The organism is Rhodococcus kronopolitis (genome assembly GCF_042654025.1).
In the GTDB taxonomy this organism is placed as follows: domain Bacteria; phylum Actinomycetota; class Actinomycetes; order Mycobacteriales; family Mycobacteriaceae; genus Rhodococcus_G; species Rhodococcus_G kronopolitis.
The window spans coordinates 145,237-161,630 of the sequence record NZ_JBHSFO010000012.1 but is presented as its reverse complement, the minus strand read 5'-3'; the positions used below and the strand labels follow the sequence as shown (position 1 = coordinate 161,630).

The following is a 16,394-nucleotide window of genomic DNA, read 5'->3' as shown; positions in this document are numbered from 1 at the left end:
ACCGATCATCGGGCGCGGATGTTTCGGGACGTCACATCCGGTGTTGCGGACCGGTCAACACTTGCCCTCCGCGGGCGGGGACCGGCTGTGCGGTTCCTGACGTCGCCACGATCCCGGCGTGACAACGGCGGCGGCCCGCACCCCCGGGTGGGGATGCGGGCCGCCGCGCGAGCCGAAGAGCGAGGTCAGACGGTGCGGGAGAGCAGTCCCCAGTCCTCGAGACCGTCGTACAGCGGGAAGTCGAGCGCCAGCTTGGAGACCCGGGCCCGCAGGGCCGGGACGTCGGCCGCGGAACCGGCGGCCAGCGCGGTGCCGATGATGTCGGCAACCTCGGTGAAGGCCGCGTCGTCGAATCCGCGGGTGGCCAGCGCCGGGGTGCCGATGCGCAGGCCCGACGGGTTCATCGGCGGACGCGGGTCGAACGGCACGGCGTTGCGGTTGACGGTGATGCCGATCTCGTGCAGGAGGTCCTCGCCCTGCTGACCGTCGAGCTGCGAGTGCCGCAGGTCCACCAGCACCAGGTGCACGTCGGTGCCGCCGGTCAGCACCGAGATGCCGTTGCCCGCGACGTCGGCGCCGCCGAGACGCTCGGCGAGGATCTTCGCGCCTGCGAGGGTGCGCACCTGCCGGTCCTTGAACTCGTCGGTGGCGGCGATCTTCATCGCGACGGCCTTCGCGGCGACCGCGTGCATGAGCGGGCCGCCCTGCTGACCCGGGAACACCGCGGAGTTGAGCTTCTTGGCCCACTCCTTCTTCGCCAGGATCATGCCGGAGCGCGGTCCGCCGAGGGTCTTGTGCACGGTGGTGGAGACGACGTCGGCGTGCGGCACCGGCGAGGGGTGCAGACCGGCGGCCACCAGGCCGGCGAAGTGCGCCATGTCGACCCACAGCTTGGCGCCGATCTCGTCGGCGATCGAGCGGAACGCCGCGAAGTCGAGCTGACGCGGGTACGCGGACCAGCCGGCGATGAGCACCTCCGGGCGCTCGGCCAGGGCGGTCTCGCGCACCTTGTCCATGTCGACGACGTGGGTGTCCTCGCGGACGCCGTAGGACGCCACCTGGTAGAGCTTGCCCGAGAAGTTCAGCTTCATGCCGTGGGTGAGGTGACCGCCGTGCGCGAGGTCCATGCCCATGAGCTTCTCGCCCGGGTTCATCAGCGCCATCAGCACCGCGGCGTTGGCCTGCGCGCCTGCGTGCGGCTGCACGTTGGCGAACTCGGCGCCGAACACCGCGCAGGCGCGCTCCTTGGCGAGGTTCTCGACGATGTCCACGTGCTCGCAGCCGCCGTAGTAGCGGCGACCCGGGTAGCCCTCGGCGTACTTGTTGGTCAGGACGCTGCCCTGGGCCTGCAGCACCGCGCGCGGGACGAAGTTCTCGGACGCGATCATCTCGAGGGTGTCGCGCTGACGGGCCAACTCGCCGTTCATCGCGGCGGCGACCTCGGGGTCGAGCTCGGCGAGCGAAGCGTTGTTCACGTCGGTGCTGGGCACAGCGGTCATCGAAGAATCTCCAAGCGGAAGCCGGGCAGGGGCGCTACCAGTCTAGAACCGCGCGAACCACCCGACCCGCCGGGCCCCGCCACGACTCGTCCCGGTGACAGGGATCACAACGCCGACCCGGGCCGGCGGCGGGCTAGCGTGCCGTCGGCGCCGGGGCCCATCCGCGCCACCACGACACCTTCAGGAGACCCGATGCCCGCCGCCGAAGCCACCGTCGAAGACCTGCTCGCCGAGCGCGCCATCCATCGCACCCTGATCCGGATCGCCCGGGCGATGGACGAGCGGGACTGGACCGCGCTGGACGATCTGGTGCTGGCGGAGGCGACCGCCGACCTGGGCGCCGGGAACCTGACCGGACTCGCCGCGATAGTCACTAGCATCCGGTCCTTCCTCGACGACTGCGGCCCGTCCCAGCACCTGCTCGGCAACGTGCTGATCGACGTCGACGGGGACACCGCGACCAGTCGCGCGTACGTGAGCGACCTGCACGTCGGCACCGGCGAGGCGGCGCACCTGACGTTTCAGACCCTCGGCGACTACCACGACGAGTGGGCCCGGCGAGGCGGCCGGTGGCTGCTGCGCAGGCGGGTCAAGCTCAGCCGCGCCCACACCGGGTCATTCGAGGCGCTCGGCCCCGGACCGGCCGGTTGGTCGCCACGCACCTGACGGACAGCAGGGTCAGCGCAACGCGGACGGGATCAGCGGCTCGTCGAGAAGCCGCCGGAACAGCTCCGACCGCTCGTCCGTGGTCGCGCCCCGGTCCAGCCAGGACCCGAGCAGCCGGTAGCCCTCCACGTACGTGCTGGTGTACGCCCGCCACAGCGGCGAGGACAGGAACCGCAGCGTCTGCCGGGCCCGTTCCGGCGTGGTCAGGGTCCAGCGCTGCAGGAACTGCGCCACCTCGTCGTGGCCGCGGCCGCGGTCGTGCAGGAGCAGGGCCGCGTCCTGCCGGACCCCGAGCAGCTTGCCCGACGCCGCCGAGAGCGCCTCCGCCCGCTCGCCGTCGAAGCGCAGGCCCAGGTCCGCGTAGATCTCCTGCGCCCACCGCCCCCAGCCCGGCCCGACGACCGACTTCAGCGCCAGGTCCGCCAGGCCCTCCGCCATCAGGCACTGCGGGGTGTTCACCAGGAACAGCGTCTGCTCCTGCTGCCCGGCGGCCACCAGCCCGGCCTCCTTGCGGCAGTGCTCGGTGTGGTGACCGGGATAGGACTCGTGCGCGATCAGGTGCGGCAGGTGCGCCATCTGCTGCTTGAGGTCCGAGTTGATCGCCACCTTCGACCGGTAGTCGCCGAGGTAGTAGTTGAAGCCCGACCACGGCTTGTCGCCGACCACCTCGTACTCGACCCGCTCGGTCTCCGGCAGCGGGTACCGGTCGCGGACCAGGTCGCGCAGCGCACTGGAGAACGCCTCGACGCACTCCGCGAGGCGCTCCGGCGGGATCTCGTCGGCGGCCCGGTGCGCCTGCAGTCGCTCGGCCAGGGGTCCGGAGCCGGCCCCCGCGAGCACCTCGTCCATGGCCCGGTGCGCGTCCCGGTAGTCCTCCTCGCGGCCGGGTTCGATCCGCACGTCGAAGTAGGCGTGCACCTCGTCGACGAAGCCGATGTCCTCGCCTGCGAACTTGCGGCCGGAGCACTCGAGCGCGCGCAGGTGCACGTCGAGGAAGTCCGCCCGCTGCGCCGTCAGGTCCACGCTGGGCAGCTCGGCCCGCAGTTCCGCGGCGCGACGCGCCAGGTCCGCAGGCGCAGGCACGGGCGCGTCCACCACCCGTCGCCGCAGCTCCGGGTCCCCGGTGTACGCGTCGACGAAGCCGTCCTCGAGCCTGTCGAAACCGAGCCCCAACAGCAGGTATTCGCGGACGAACGCAACGGGATCCATGCTGACCCACGGTAGCGGGCCCCGGCACGGCCGGGTCGCACGGGCACGCTCGTGTTCGACACAATCCGGACCCGCCGCAGCAGACTCCCGTGTCGACGAGCACAATTCGACCCATGCAGACCGAGCGCGAGGTGAGCGCATGGCCAAGATGAGCGAGACCAGCCCGTACGTCGAATTCGACCGGAAGCAGTGGCGGACGCTGCGCAAGGCGACACCGCTCGTGCTGACGGAGGAGGAGCTCCTCGGCCTGCGCGGCCTGGGCGAGCAGATCGACCTCGACGAGGTCGCCGAGGTGTACCTGCCGCTCTCCCGCCTGATCCACCTGCAGGTGGCCGCGCGCCAACGGCTGTTCGCCGCGACCGCGACCTTCCTCGGCGAGAAGCACCCTGACCGTCAGGTCCCGTTCGTGATCGGGGTGGCGGGCAGCGTGGCGGTCGGCAAGTCGACCACCGCGCGCGTGCTCCAGGCGCTGCTGGCCCGCTGGGACCACCACCCGCGCGTGGACCTGGTGACCACCGACGGCTTCCTGTACCCGACCGCCGAGTTGACCCGGCGCGGCATCATGCACCGCAAGGGTTTTCCCGAGAGCTACGACCGCCGCAAGCTGCTGCGCTTCGTCACCGAGGTCAAGTCCGGCGCGGAAGAGGTTGCGGCGCCGATGTACTCGCACCGGTCGTACGACATCGTGCCCGGCCAGCACCACCTGATCCGCCAGCCCGACATCCTGATCATCGAGGGCCTGAACGTGCTGCAGACGGGTCCGCGGCTGATGGTCTCGGACCTGTTCGACTTCTCCATCTACGTCGACGCCCGGATCGAGGACATCGAGCGCTGGTACGTCAAACGCTTTCTCGCGCTTCGCAAGACGTCGTTCGCGGACCCGAACGCGCACTTCCACCACTACTCCGGGCTGTCCGACGAGCACGCCACGGTGGCCGCCGAGGAGATCTGGAACTCCACCAACCGCCCGAACCTGGTGGAGAACATCCTGCCGACCCGGCCGCGCGCGACGCTGGTGCTGCGCAAGGACGCCGACCACTCGATCAACCGGCTGCGCCTGCGGAAGCTGTAGGCGACCTCGTCGCCCGCCGCCTAGGCGCCGAAGCGCCGGTGCCGGGCGGCGTAGTCGCGCAAGGCCCGCAGGAAGTCGACGCGGCGGAACTCCGGCCAGTACGCCTCGGTGAACCAGATCTCGGAGTAGGCGCTCTGCCACAGCAGGAACCCGGAGAGCCGCTGCTCCCCCGACGTGCGGATCACCAGGTCCGGGTCGGGCTGACCGGAGGTGTAGAGGTGGCCGTCGATGCCCTCGACGCTCATCGCCTTGACCAGGTCGTCGCCGGTCAGGCCCTCGCGCAGCTTCTCGCTCAGCAGCGACTGCACCGCGTCGGCGATCTCCTGACGCCCGCCGTATCCGACCGCGACGTTGACGTGGCAGCCGGTGCCGCCGATCGTGCCCGCGGCCGCCTCGCGCAGGCGTCGGGCCTGCTCGGGTGGCAGCAGGTCGAGCGTGCCGACGATCTTGACGCTCCAGTTGTTCGCCGGCCCCGAGATCTCCTCGACCACGTCGGTGATGATCTCGAGGAGCGTGTCCAGCTCCTCGGGGTCGCGACGCAGGTTCTCGGTGGAGAGCAGGTAGATGGTGGCCATCTCGATGTCGGCCTCGTCGCACCAGCGCAACAGCTCGGCGATCTTGAGTGCGCCCATCCGGTGCCCGTGCGCGACGTCGGTGAACCCGTTCTCCCGGGCCCATCGCCGATTGCCGTCGCACATGACCGCGACGTGACGAGGCGTGGCCAGCCCCTCGAGCTTTCGGGCCAGGCGCCGCTCGTAGACCCTGTACAGCAGGTTCGGAACCTTCACCTGGACATCACCACGCTGGCCACATTACGCCGCACACACAACGCCCCCGCGAGCAACTCCACGGTCACCCCGACTCCCAAACCTACGGTACCGTAGGTTTGGCTTGCGGACCGACCAGAGGAGCTCCACATGACTGCACTCGAGACCGCCGTCGCGCCGGTCAAACCGCGGCTCCGCGGCTGGATTCACCTGTGGGCGTTCGCGGCTGCCGTCGTCGCGGGCGCGGTGCTGGTGGTGTGCGCGGCAGGCGAGTCGACCCGCGCCGGGGTGGCCACCGCGATCTACGCGACGACCGTGTGCGGGATGTTCGGCGTCAGCGCCACCTACCACCGGGTGCACTGGTCGACCGTCCGCGCGCGGATCCGGATGAAGCGTGCGGACCACTCGATGATCTTCGTCTTCATCGCCGGCAGCTACACGCCGTTCGCGTTGCTCGGGCTGCCCCCGGAGACCGGCCGCACCCTGCTGACCGTGGTCTGGGCGGGCGCGCTCGCCGGGGTGGCTCTGAAGATGCTCTGGCCCACGGCCCCGCGCTGGGTGGGGGTCCCGCTGTACCTGATTCTCGGCTGGGCGATCGTCCCCGTCGCGGGCGAGCTGGCGGCCCAGGTCGGCTGGGCGCCGCTGGTCCTGCTCGCCGTCGGCGGCGTCCTCTACAGCGTCGGCGCGATCCTGTACGCCACCAAGTGGCCCAACCCGTGGCCCGCCACGTTCGGCCACCACGAGTTCTTCCACGCAGGCACGGTGGTCGCCGCGCTGTGCCACTACGTCGCGGTGTGGCTGGTCGTCTTCGGCTGACCCCGCGGGTCAGCGGGCGAGGGCGGCCCGCAGCTCCGAGGTCTCGGTCACCGGTCGGTCGCAGACGAACCCCCGGCAGACGTACGCCGCGGGGGCACCGCCGACGAGCGGGCGGTCCGCCAGCAGCGGGGCCGAGTCCGGCGCGCCGCCGAGCACGACCGCGCCTCCCGGCGCTGCGCGGCGGGCGACATCGAGCAGTCCGGTCTCGACGCCGTCCGTCGCCACCGCGACCTGGATCGGGCCGCGCACGGACGCCTCCGCCACCGCCAGCCAGTGCCCCGCGGACCGCGCCGACCGCGCGAGCAGCGGCGCGCCCCGGTCCAGGGTGTCCGCGACCGCGACGGCGTACCGGGCCGACCGTTCCGGCTCGGACAGCGCCGCGGCCGCCTGCAGCGCCTCCGCCATCGTCGACGCCCCCGACGGGGTGGCGCCGTCGAACGGGTCCCGCGGCCGGGTGATCAGCCGTTCGGCGTCGTCCGCGGTGTCGAACCAGCAGCCGGGCTCCGCCGGGTCGGCGAAATGGGTGACCGCCAGGTCCACCAGGTCCTGCGCTCGGGTGAGCCACTGCGCCTCGCCGGTCGCCTGGTGCAGGGCGAGCAGCCCGACGGCCAGGGCCGCGTGGTCGTCGAGCACCGCGGCGGCCTCCCCGACCGCCCCGCCCAGCGAGGCGCGTCGCAGTCGACCGTCGACCAGGTGCGTGTCCAGCAGGTACCGCGCGCATTCGGCGGCGGCGTCCACCCAGTCCCGACGGCCGAAGCCGGCTCCCGCCTCGGCCAGCGCGGTGACCGCGAGACCGTTCCAGGCGGTGACCACCTTGTCGTCACGGGCGGGCTGGGGCCGACGCGTGCGAACCTCGAAGAGCCGCTCGCGCACCGACTCGAAGCGCGGCCAGTCCTCGGGGTCGGCGGGCAGCTGCAGCACCGAGGTGCCTGCCTCGAAGGTGCCCGCGGTGCTCACCGCGAGCAGCCCCGCTGCCCAGATGCCGTCCTCGAAGCCCAGCGCGGCGGTCAGCTCGTCGGGGGTCCACGCGTAGGTCAGTCCCTCGACACCCTCGGTGTCGGCGTCCAGGGCGGACGCGAAGCCGCCGCCTGCGGTCCGCAGGTCTCGCAGCAGGAACTCGGCGGTCTCCTCCGCCACCCGGACCGCGAGCGCCGACCCGGTGCGCCTGCCCAGGTGCGCGTAGAGCCGCAGCAGCTGCGCGTTGTCGTAGAGCATCTTCTCGAAGTGCGGCACCACCCAGTCCGCGTCGACCGCGTACCGCGCGAAGCCGCCGCCGAGCTGGTCGTAGATGCCGCCGCGGGCCATCGCCTCCGCGGTCCGCTGCACGGTCGCCAGCGCGGCCGGGTCCCCGGTCCGCTCGTGCCCGCGGAGCAGCCCCTCCAGCAGCGCGGTGGGCGGGAACTTCGGGGCGCCGCCGAAGCCGCCGCGGGCGACGTCCTCGTCACGCCGCGCCGCCGCGGAGGCGGCGTCGAGCAGCGCCGCGTCCACCGGCACCTGGCCGCCGGGAATGCCCGCCGAGTTTGCCTGCAACTGCTCCGCGACCTGTGCCGACGCCCGGTGCACGTCGTCGCGGCGGGTCTGCCAGGTGTCGGCGATCGCCTCGAGCAGCTGGGTGAACGACGGCATCCCGCCGCGCGGCGTCGGCGGGTAGTAGGTGCCGCAGTAGAACGGTTCCGCGTCGGGCGTCAGGAAGCAGGTCATCGGCCACCCGCCCTGCCCGGTCATCGCGACGGTCGCGTTCATGTAGACCGCGTCGAGGTCCGGGCGTTCCTCCCGGTCCACCTTGATGCAGACGAAGTGGGTGTTCATCACCTCGGCCGTGGCCTCGTCCTCGAAGGACTCGTGCGCCATCACGTGGCACCAGTGGCATGCCGCGTAGCCGACGGACAGCAGGATCGGCACGTCCCGCTCGCGCGCCCAGGCCAGCGCGTCGGGGCCCCACTGCTGCCAGTGCACCGGGTTGTCGGCGTGCTGGCGCAGGTACGGGCTGGTGGCCTCGCCGAGGCTGTTCCTGCCGCGGGCGGTCATCTAGCCGGCGGTCTGCGTCGGCGGTTCGGGCTTCTTCTCGGTGGCGACCTTCTCTGTGGCCACCTTCTTGGCGGTCTCCGCCTTCGGCACCTGCGCGGCACCAGGGTCGGTGCCGTCGTCGACGGCCTGGTCGGCCTCCGGATGCTCCGGCTCGAAGGTCTCCGGCAGCTTCTTGAGCTGGCGGTTCATCGACCGGATCAGCAGCGCCGTTGCGGCGAGCAGCAGCAGGATCAGGATCAGTCCGAACGGCGAGGCCTTGCCGTACTCCGGTCCGGTGGGGGTGCCGGGGGTCTGCGCCAGCAGGTCGACCGCCGCACTTGCCAAGATCACTTCTTCTCCTCAGGTTCGCTGCCGACATGATCGATGCCGGCAAACAGGTCGTTCTCGGGGATCGAGGTGCGCACGCGGGTCTTCGCGAGCTCGAACTCCTCGGTCGGCCAGATCTTCTGCTGGATCTCCAGCGGCACCGCGAAGAACGACCCGTTGGGGTCGATCTGGGTGGCGTGCGCGCGCAGCGCGTCGTCGCGCTGCGGGAAGTGGTCGCCGCAGACGATCTGGGTGGTCACGCGGGCCATCAGGTCGCCCTGTTCGACCTTCCACTTCTTGAGCCACTCGGCCATCGGGAACTCCTCGCCCCGGCGGTCGTACTCCTCCTGGAACAGCTCCAGCCGCTTGCGGATGAACCCGTGCGAGTAGTAGACCTTCTGCACCTCCCACGGCTCCCCCGCGTCGGGGAACCGCTCCGGGTCGGCGGCGGCCTCGTAGGCGGCCATCGAGACCTCGTGGCAGCGGATGTGGTCGGGGTGCGGGTAGCCGCCGTTCTCGTCGTACGTCGTCATCACGTGCGGACGGAACTTGCGGATCTCCCGGACCAGCGCCTCGGTGGAGATCTCGAGCGGCACGAGCGCGAAGCAGTCGTCGGGCAGCGGCGGCAGCGGGTCGCCCTCGGGCAGCCCGGAGTCGACGAAGCCGAGCCAGGTCTGCTCGACACCGAGGATGCGGGCCGCGGTGGCCATCTCCTCGCGGCGCACCTCGGGAAGCCGGTCCCGGACCCCGGGCACGTCCATCGCGGGGTTGAGGATGTCACCCCGTTCACCGCCGGTCAGGGTCACGACCAGCACTTCGTGACCCTCGGCCGCATATCGGGCCATGGTCGCGGCGCCCTTGCTGGACTCGTCGTCGGGATGGGCGTGCACGGCCATGAGGCGCAATCCGCTCACAGTGTTCCTTCACCTCAACTTCGCCTGTAGCCACAGTCGGCCATGTCGGACGGTTCGGCGGACCGCGCCAGCGGCACGCCGTTGTCCTTCCCCTATAGTTCCACCCGATACCTCCGACGTCAGCCGTGGCCCTGCCCAGCCGCCGGAAGAAGGTGCGCCCCGCCGGGCGACGCAGCTCGCCCGGACCGCTGTACGAGAGCTGAGCCGATGACCGAAACTGTGCCCACTGACCGCTATCCCGCACCGGAGCGGAGCCTGCGCGGATCACGAATCCTGGCGGTCGTGCTCACCATCGGAGTCGTCGCCCTTGGCGTCGCACTCGCCTTCCTCGCCTACAACAAGTTCGAGAACAAGGACGTCGAGGCGCAGATCATCTCGTACGACATCGTCGACGACTCGACGATCAGTGCCCGATTCACCGTCACCCGCGAGGTCTCGTCCGAGCCGGCGGTCTGCATCCTGCGGGCCCGTTCCAAGGACGGCTCCGAGACCGGCCGCCGCGAGGTGTACGTGCAGCCCTCGGACAGCGGCACCGTCGAGATCACCCTCCCCATCCGGACCTCACTGCGCCCCGCGATCGCCGAGATCTACGGCTGCGGCATGGGCGCCCCGGGGTACCTCAACGCGGGCTGACCGGCGGACCGACACGCATTCGGCCAGGGCCCTTGGACCCCCGATCGTGCTAGAATTCCTCGAATACACGGTTCCTGACTGGAACCGTGTATTGCTGCATTGGCGGCAGGGTGTAACGGCTCGACTCCACTGAGCCCGCCGGGGGAATCACTTCCGGAGGAACACGCGCTGCCACCGTCGACCGCTGCATTTCAGCGGTCCGTCCGGGGGGCCCGTGAGGGTTCCGACTACGAGGAGTGATCGAGACATGACCGAGACCCAGGTGACCTGGTTGACCCAGGAGTCCCACGACAGGCTCAAGACCGAACTCGACCAGCTCATTGCGAACCGCCCGATCATCGCGGCCGAGATCAACGAGCGTCGTGAAGAGGGTGACCTCAAGGAGAACGGTGGCTACCACGCCGCCCGCGAGGACCAGGGCCAGCAGGAAGCTCGGATCCGTCAGCTCCAGGACCTGCTGAACAACGCCAAGGTCGGCCAGGCGCCCACCCAGTCCGGTGTCGCGCTGCCCGGTTCCGTCGTGAAGGTGTACTACGACGGTGACGAGACCGACACCGAGACGTTCCTCATCGCCACCCGCGAGGAGGGCGTCCGCGAGAACGAGCTCGAGGTCTACTCCCCGAACTCCCCGCTCGGTTCGGCGCTGCTCAACGCGACGATCGGCGACACCCGGGAGTACGTGCTCCCCAACAACAAGACGATGAAGGTCACGCTGATCAGCGCGGAGCCGTACCACAGCTGACGCCAGTCACGTTCCCTCACACAACCCCGGTCGAGCCCGAGCTCGACCGGGGTTGTGCGTCTACGCGTCAGCCCCGGGCGAACGCGAGGCTGAGGACGTCGACCAGTTCGTCCGGCTCGGTCTCCTCCGACCCGCACAGTTCCAGCAGCTCGTCCCGGTACTCCGGGTCGACCGGCTCGATGCCGCCGAACGCCCGGACCGACTCACCCGTCGGCAGCAGTCGGGCGCAGACCAGCGTCCCGACCACGAAGTTGTGGCCGGCCACCGAGTCGGTCACCTCGACCACGTCTCCGCCGGTCACCTCACGCAGGGTCAGCGACTCGCCCGGCGCGGCCGCCGTCACCTCGTACAGGCCCCGGCTGCCCGTCAGCCACTGCCGCGCGAGCTCGAGTTCCTCGGCAGGCAGCAGTTGCTCGCGGCGTTCCACGAACTGCTCGAGGACGCCACCCTCGAACAGTGCGGCGTCGATGACCAGGCCGCCCTCGAGTGCCTCGATGGTGGCGTCCTCGTCCTCGGAATGGCCGGCGCGGATCTCGGCGAGGTTGTAGACCAGGTCGAACAGCTCCGGGGTGCGCGCGAACATCAGCGCCTTGGTGTACAGCCACGATGCGCGGGCGTCGACGGTGAGCTCGGACTTGCCGAGGTGGCAGGCCTTGTACTTGCGGCCGGATCCGCACCAGCAGCGATCGTTGCGGCCCAACCCGGGATGTTCCACCGGCTGGTACCGCTCGAGCACCTCGTGCAGGGTCTCCGCATCGCCGCCCTCGATGCGGCCGAGCAGCGACTGCGCCCGGGTCAGGTCGCCGGCGTCGGCGGCGAGCAGCGCCAGGTCGAAGGTGGCGAGCGTCCATTCCGGGTCCCGGTCCAGCGCGCTCTCGTAGTGCGTCATGGCGGCGCGGACGTCGCCGAGCCGGTCGGCGGCCTTGCCCGCCAGCCAGTGCGCGGACACCTTCGCCTGGCGCGGGGCGTGCTCGATCAGCGCCACCGCGGCGGCGTGCAGGGCGTGTGCGCGGTCCTCTCCGGTGGTGGCGGTGAGGTCGAGCGCAATGGCCGCGACCGACGGGTCCTCGAGGAGTGCGTAGGCGTCCAGAGCGGCGACCACCCGGGCCGCGGCGACGGCGTCGGGGTCCTCGCCGCGCTCGACGGCCTCGGCGATGTCGCAGACCAGGTCGTTGAAGTCGACGACGGCGCCTGCCTCGTCGAGGCGCAGCTTGTTCTCCCGCGCGATCGACTCGACGAGATTCGCCCGGTGGTACGCGGCGAAGTCGAAGCCGCGGGCTGCCACGTAGTTGCGTTCGCTGACGTAGCCCGCGCCGTCGAACAGTTCTGCCAGCGGCGCGGCCGGGGCCGTGAACAGTTCCGGGTCGTCGGCGATCAACTGCCAGACGACGGGATCGGCGTGCTCGGCGGTGCCGTCGGCGATGATCCGGCCCAGCCGCTCGGCGAGGTCCGGGGCGGCGACGGCCCGGTCGACCCGGACCAGGCGCAGCGCCCCGCCCGCCATGCCGAGTCCGATCATGTCGCCCGCGACGTGTTCGGCGAGCGCGTCGGGATCGAGCAGCAGCCGCTCGAGCTCCGGCGCATCGATGTCGGTGCGGCCCCGCGCGGCGAACACCGCGGCGTCGAATTCGGGGAAGACGACGGTGACGTCCCGCCCGCCGTCGGGGGTGCCCTGTTCGACGAGGCACGTCAGCGCGGACAGGTCGGGGTCGATGTCGACGATGCCCGAGGCGATCTCGGCTGCGGTGAGCCGATGCGTGAGCACCCGGCCCTCGAGCAGGCTGTCGACTGCGACCTTGCGCCCGTCGGCGAGCTGTCCGAGCGCCGGGCCCTCCAGGACGGCCGCCAGCTCGGTCATCTCCTCGATCGTGCCGAACTCCGCCTCGACCAGCACGCTCGCCCAGTCCTCGGCACTGAGCGGGCCTCGTTCGCGGAGCACGTCCATCGCGCACTCGGCGACGTCGACCACATCGAAGTCGACATCGAGGCCGAGGAGCTCATCGGTATCGGGATGCTGGTCGTCGCGGGATTCGATCAAGTCGGTCACCCCGAGATCGTAGGCGACCGGCGAGAACCTCAGTTCGGCAGGAAGACTCGGCTGAGGAAGTCGACCAGCTGATCGGGCTCGGTGTCCTCGGAGTCCAGCAACTCGAGCAGTGCGTCCCGCTCCGACGGGTCGATCGGCTCCATGCCGCCGAAGGCCCGGACCGACTCGCCGGTGGGAAGCAACCGGGCGCAGAGCACCGTCCCGACGGCGAAGTTCTGGCTCCCCCACTCGTCGACGACCTCGACCGGGTCGCCGCCGCGCACGTCCTGCAGGGTAAGTGACTCGCCCGGCGTCGTCGCGGTCACCTCGTAGACCGATCGGCGGCCCGCCAACCACTGCCTGGCGAGCTCGAGTTCGGCCGGCGGCAGCAGGTCGCCGCGCCGGGAGACGAACAGGTCGAAGATGCCTGCCTCGAACAGCGCGACGTCGACGGCCAGGCCGCCCTCGAGCGCCGCGGCCAGGCCGTCCTCGTCCGACCAGTACTCGGCGCGGATCTCGGCGAGGCTGTACACCAGGTCGAACAGTTCCGGGGTCCGCGCGAACAGCTGCCCCTTGGTGTAGAGCCACTCCGCGCGCGCATCGACCGACAGGTCGGACCGGCCGAGGTGGCAGGACTTGTACTTGCGTCCGGAACCGCACCAGCACTTGTCATTTCGACCCAGCTCGGGGTGTTCGACGGGCTGGTACCGGGCCAGCACCTCGTACAGCGCCTCCGCGTCCCCGCCCTCGATGCGGCCGAGCAGCGACTGGGCGCGCGTCACGTCGCCGCCGTCCGCGGCGAGCAGGGCGAGGTCGAAGATCGCCGGCACCCAGTCGGGGTCGCGGTCCAGTGCGCTCTCGTAGTGCGCGGCGGCCGCCTCGACGTCGCCGAGCCGGTCCGCGGCCTTGGCCGCGATCCAGTGTGCGGCTGGCAGGGTCCGGCGCGGTGCGTGCTCGAGCAGCGCCACCGCGGCGGCGTGCAGCGCCTCGGTCCGGTCGTCCTCGATCCGGGCGGCGAGGTCGAGCGCCGCGGCCGCGGACACCGGGTCCTCGAGTGCCGCGTAGCTCTCCGGCGACTGCGCAACCCGGGTGGCCGCCAGCACCATCGGGTCCTCGCCGAGTGCTGCCGCCTCCGCGACCTCGCGCACCAGGTAGGCGAAGTCGACGACCGCGCCTGCCTCATCGGCGTGCAGTTCGTGCTCGCGCGCGACCATCCCGACCCGGGTGGCGCGGTGGTACCCCTCGAAGTCGAAACCGTGGACGGCGATGTGGTCCCGCTCGCAGGTGTACCCGGCGGCGGTGAGCAGGTCGGTCAGCGGCGCGGCCGGGGTGGCGAACAGCGTGGGATCGTCGGCCATCAACTGCAGGGCGACGGCGTCGACGTAGCCCGCGGTGCCGTCGACGATGATGCGGCGCAACGGATCTGCGAGATCCGTCTCGGTCGCGGGCGAGTCGAGGCGGACCAGCCGCAGCGCTCCGCCCGACACCTCGATGCCGATCAGGTCACCGGCGGCGCAGCCGCTGAGTGCATCCGGCCGCAGCAGCAGCCGCTCCAGTTCCGGGGCGGGGGCGTCGGTCAGCCCACGCGCGGTGAACACGTCGGCGTCGAAGTCCGGGAAGACGACGCTGAACTCGCGGTCGTCGTCGGGGCTGCCCGCCTCGACCAGCGTGGTCAGCGGCGAGAGGTCGGGCAGGACGTCGAGGATGCCGGACTCGATCTCCGCCGCGGACAGTCGATGGGTCAGCGTGCGACCCTCGAGCACCGCGTCGGCGGCGGCGTAACGACCGTCCGCGAGGACGGTGAGCGCCGGATCCTCGAGGAACCCGATCAGCTCGACGGCCTGCTCCGCCGAGCCGAGCCCCTGCTCCGCCAGCGCGCCTGCGAAGTCGTCGACGGAGAGCGGTCCCCGCGCGCGCAGGACCGACATCGCGGTCTCGGTGAACTCGGGTACCGTGCCGAACTCGGGGTCCGCGCCGAAATCAGCGTCGAACAGGTCTTCTTCACGGGGATCGCTCGAGTCCGTCACCCTGCGATCGTATGCGACCGGGTCGGCCCGGTCGACGCCTCTGCGGCCCCGCCGAGCGGGCACCGCCTGTGTCCGGAGGCGCTTCGCGCTCGTGCGCGTCTGCCGGGTCCGTGGACCCGCAAGACGCGCACGAGCGGCGCAGCCGCCTCACACGATCCGGCGGGCCTTCATGTTCTCGAAGACCGCCCCGACACGCACCACGTCGCCGGTCTGCGGCGCGTGCACCATCTGACCGTTGCCGATGTAGATGCCGACGTGCCCGGGTCCGCCCGCCTGCCAGTTGCCGAACACCAGGTCACCGGGTCGCGCCGCCTCCATCGGGATCTCCATGCCGATGTTCCACTGCGTCTCCGAGGTCCGCGGCAGCGTCAGCTTGTCGCCGGTCGCCTGGTACATCGCGAACGACGTCAGGCCGGAGCAGTCGAAGCCGCCGCCCGACGGGCCGTTGATGTTGCCGCCGCCCCACACGTACGGCAGGCCAAGGAACTTCAGCGCGGCCTCGACCACCTTGCTGCCGACGCTGCCGTCGGAGTTCCCGGTGAACGGCGCCAGGATCATCGCGAACTGGGCCTCGGTGGCCCGGATCTTCCTCACGTACGGCTTGGTCTGGTTCTCGTAGTCCGGCAGGCCGGACGGCATGCCCGCCGACCGCCGGACCGCGCCGACGCCTGCGTTGTAGCCGGCGATCGTCAGGTCGAGGGTGTCGCCCTGGACCAGGCCCTGCTTCTTCCAGGCGTCGATCTCGCCGTACATGTCGCACAGCAGGTTGCCCGAGGCCATCACCGAGTCCGCGACGGACAGGACGTCCACCTTGCCGTCGCCGTCCGCGTCCTTGCCGTACTTGGCCCAGGTACCGGGCATGAACTGGCCGGGGCCCATCGCGCCGTCCCGTGACACCGGTGCCGTCGGGCCGAACCGGAATCCGTTCTCCGCGTTGTACAGCGCCGCCAGGACCGGCGGCTTGACACCGTCGCAGATCTCGCCGGCCTTCTGCAGCCAGGGCACGAACACCGCGATTGCGCCGATCGGTGCGATCGAGCCCGGAAACACCGCGGGCAGCGCGGACGCCGCACGGGAGAGATCGCCGACGAACGGGACGTCAGCAAACGCCTGCGGCGCCGCGTACAACGGCGAAACGACGGCAGGCGGGGCCGTGGGTGGGGCTGCGGGTGGCACGAGTGGCGCCTCGACGGGCGGCGTGACGACCGCTGCCTGCGGCTCCGGCGGCAGGTACGGCTGGGCTGCATCCCGGGCCGCACCGGCCGCGTCCGAAACCGCCTGCCGGGCCTGTCCCTGCACCTGCTCGGGCAGCAGGGCGATGGCCTCGTCGAGCTGCTTCGACGCCCCCGGAGCAGCCGCCTCGATCGATTGAATCGTCTGTGTCACATGATCTTTGACCGGAAGTGGAATGTCTGCACCCTGCACGAGTCCGCCCAGAGCGGTCGCAACAGCCACGATGACCGCGGCGGGATCAACCGGCATTCGCAACTCCAATACATCTCGAAAGTTCACTGGCCTTCAACCGTAGACGGGCAGCGCCCCAGGCCAGTGACATTCGCCACCTTTCGGGAGTTTTGCTGTCATTCGTTGAGCCGTCCCCAGTATTGAGTGCCTTTCGACACCATGTCCGGGGTTCCGGCAATTGTCAGCAAAAGTTCAGACAGTTCTCAGGAACGGGGTGAAGGCTGG

Annotated in this window: 14 protein-coding genes; 5 read left to right on the top strand and 9 right to left on the bottom strand. The window is 70.8% G+C overall.

What is annotated here, in order from left to right:
• Positions 1–185: 185 nt before the first annotated feature.
• Positions 186–1,499, bottom strand: coding sequence for a serine hydroxymethyltransferase (glyA, locus tag ACFO6S_RS17755; RefSeq protein WP_378419233.1), 1,314 nt, complete (start codon positions 1,497–1,499; stop codon positions 186–188).
• Positions 1,500–1,691: 192 nt separating this feature from the next.
• On the opposite strand from glyA, the gene ACFO6S_RS17750 reads away from it, so the two are divergent.
• Positions 1,692–2,165, top strand: coding sequence for a nuclear transport factor 2 family protein (locus ACFO6S_RS17750; protein ID WP_378419232.1), 474 nt, complete (start codon positions 1,692–1,694; stop codon positions 2,163–2,165).
• Positions 2,166–2,177: 12 nt separating this feature from the next.
• On the opposite strand, the gene ACFO6S_RS17745 is transcribed toward ACFO6S_RS17750, so the two are convergent.
• Positions 2,178–3,374 (bottom strand): DUF885 domain-containing protein, encoded by a 1,197-nt coding sequence (locus tag ACFO6S_RS17745; RefSeq protein ID WP_378419230.1) that lies wholly within the window; start codon positions 3,372–3,374, stop codon positions 2,178–2,180.
• 139 nt (positions 3,375–3,513) lie between these two features.
• On the opposite strand from ACFO6S_RS17745, the gene coaA reads away from it, so the two are divergent.
• Positions 3,514–4,446, top strand: coding sequence for a type I pantothenate kinase (gene coaA / locus ACFO6S_RS17740; protein WP_378419228.1), 933 nt, complete (start codon positions 3,514–3,516; stop codon positions 4,444–4,446).
• 20 nt (positions 4,447–4,466) lie between these two features.
• On the opposite strand, the gene ACFO6S_RS17735 is transcribed toward coaA, so the two are convergent.
• Complete coding sequence (locus ACFO6S_RS17735) at positions 4,467–5,234, bottom strand: isoprenyl transferase (protein WP_378419226.1); 768 nt, start codon at positions 5,232–5,234, stop codon at positions 4,467–4,469.
• Between the two features lie 129 nt (positions 5,235–5,363).
• On the opposite strand from ACFO6S_RS17735, the gene trhA reads away from it, so the two are divergent.
• Positions 5,364–6,029 carry a PAQR family membrane homeostasis protein TrhA gene (gene trhA, locus ACFO6S_RS17730; protein ID WP_378419224.1) on the top strand — a complete coding sequence of 222 codons (666 nt, stop codon included), beginning with the start codon at positions 5,364–5,366 and terminating at the stop codon, positions 6,027–6,029.
• A 9-nt stretch (positions 6,030–6,038) separates the two neighbouring features.
• Here trhA and ACFO6S_RS17725 read toward each other — a convergent pair whose 3' ends face one another.
• Genes ACFO6S_RS17725 through mca form a run of 3 tightly spaced genes read right to left on the bottom strand, consistent with a single transcriptional unit; the run spans position 6,039 to position 9,277 of the window.
• On the bottom strand, positions 6,039–8,057 hold the full coding sequence (locus tag ACFO6S_RS17725; RefSeq protein ID WP_378419222.1) for a thioredoxin domain-containing protein: 2,019 nt from the start codon (positions 8,055–8,057) through the stop codon (positions 6,039–6,041).
• Positions 8,058–8,387 carry a hypothetical protein gene (locus ACFO6S_RS17720; protein WP_378419220.1) on the bottom strand — a complete coding sequence of 110 codons (330 nt, stop codon included), beginning with the start codon at positions 8,385–8,387 and terminating at the stop codon, positions 8,058–8,060.
• Complete coding sequence (gene mca, locus ACFO6S_RS17715) at positions 8,384–9,277, bottom strand: mycothiol conjugate amidase Mca (RefSeq protein WP_378419219.1); 894 nt, start codon at positions 9,275–9,277, stop codon at positions 8,384–8,386. Before mca ends, ACFO6S_RS17720 begins: the two co-directional genes overlap by 4 nt.
• 207 nt (positions 9,278–9,484) lie before the next feature.
• Here mca and ACFO6S_RS17710 point away from each other — a divergent pair, with 207 nt between their 5' ends.
• Both ACFO6S_RS17710 and greA read left to right on the top strand, forming a co-directional pair.
• On the top strand, positions 9,485–9,910 hold the full coding sequence (locus ACFO6S_RS17710) for a DUF4307 domain-containing protein (protein ID WP_378419217.1): 426 nt from the start codon (positions 9,485–9,487) through the stop codon (positions 9,908–9,910).
• 247 nt (positions 9,911–10,157) lie between these two features.
• On the top strand, positions 10,158–10,652 hold the full coding sequence (greA, locus tag ACFO6S_RS17705) for a transcription elongation factor GreA (protein WP_378419215.1): 495 nt from the start codon (positions 10,158–10,160) through the stop codon (positions 10,650–10,652).
• 67 nt (positions 10,653–10,719) lie between these two features.
• On the opposite strand, the gene ACFO6S_RS17700 is transcribed toward greA, so the two are convergent.
• From ACFO6S_RS17700 to ACFO6S_RS17690, 3 genes are all read right to left on the bottom strand, one after another.
• The gene (locus tag ACFO6S_RS17700; protein WP_378419214.1) at positions 10,720–12,699 is read right to left on the bottom strand and encodes an SEC-C metal-binding domain-containing protein; all 1,980 of its coding nucleotides are present in this window, start codon (positions 12,697–12,699) and stop codon (positions 10,720–10,722) included.
• 29 nt (positions 12,700–12,728) lie between these two features.
• Positions 12,729–14,705 carry an SEC-C metal-binding domain-containing protein gene (locus tag ACFO6S_RS17695; RefSeq protein WP_378419212.1) on the bottom strand — a complete coding sequence of 659 codons (1,977 nt, stop codon included), beginning with the start codon at positions 14,703–14,705 and terminating at the stop codon, positions 12,729–12,731.
• Positions 14,706–14,852: 147 nt separating this feature from the next.
• Entirely contained in the window at positions 14,853–16,187 is a 1,335-nt protein-coding gene (locus ACFO6S_RS17690) for a C40 family peptidase (protein ID WP_378419210.1), read from the bottom strand.
• Positions 16,188–16,394: the final 207 nt, after the last annotated feature.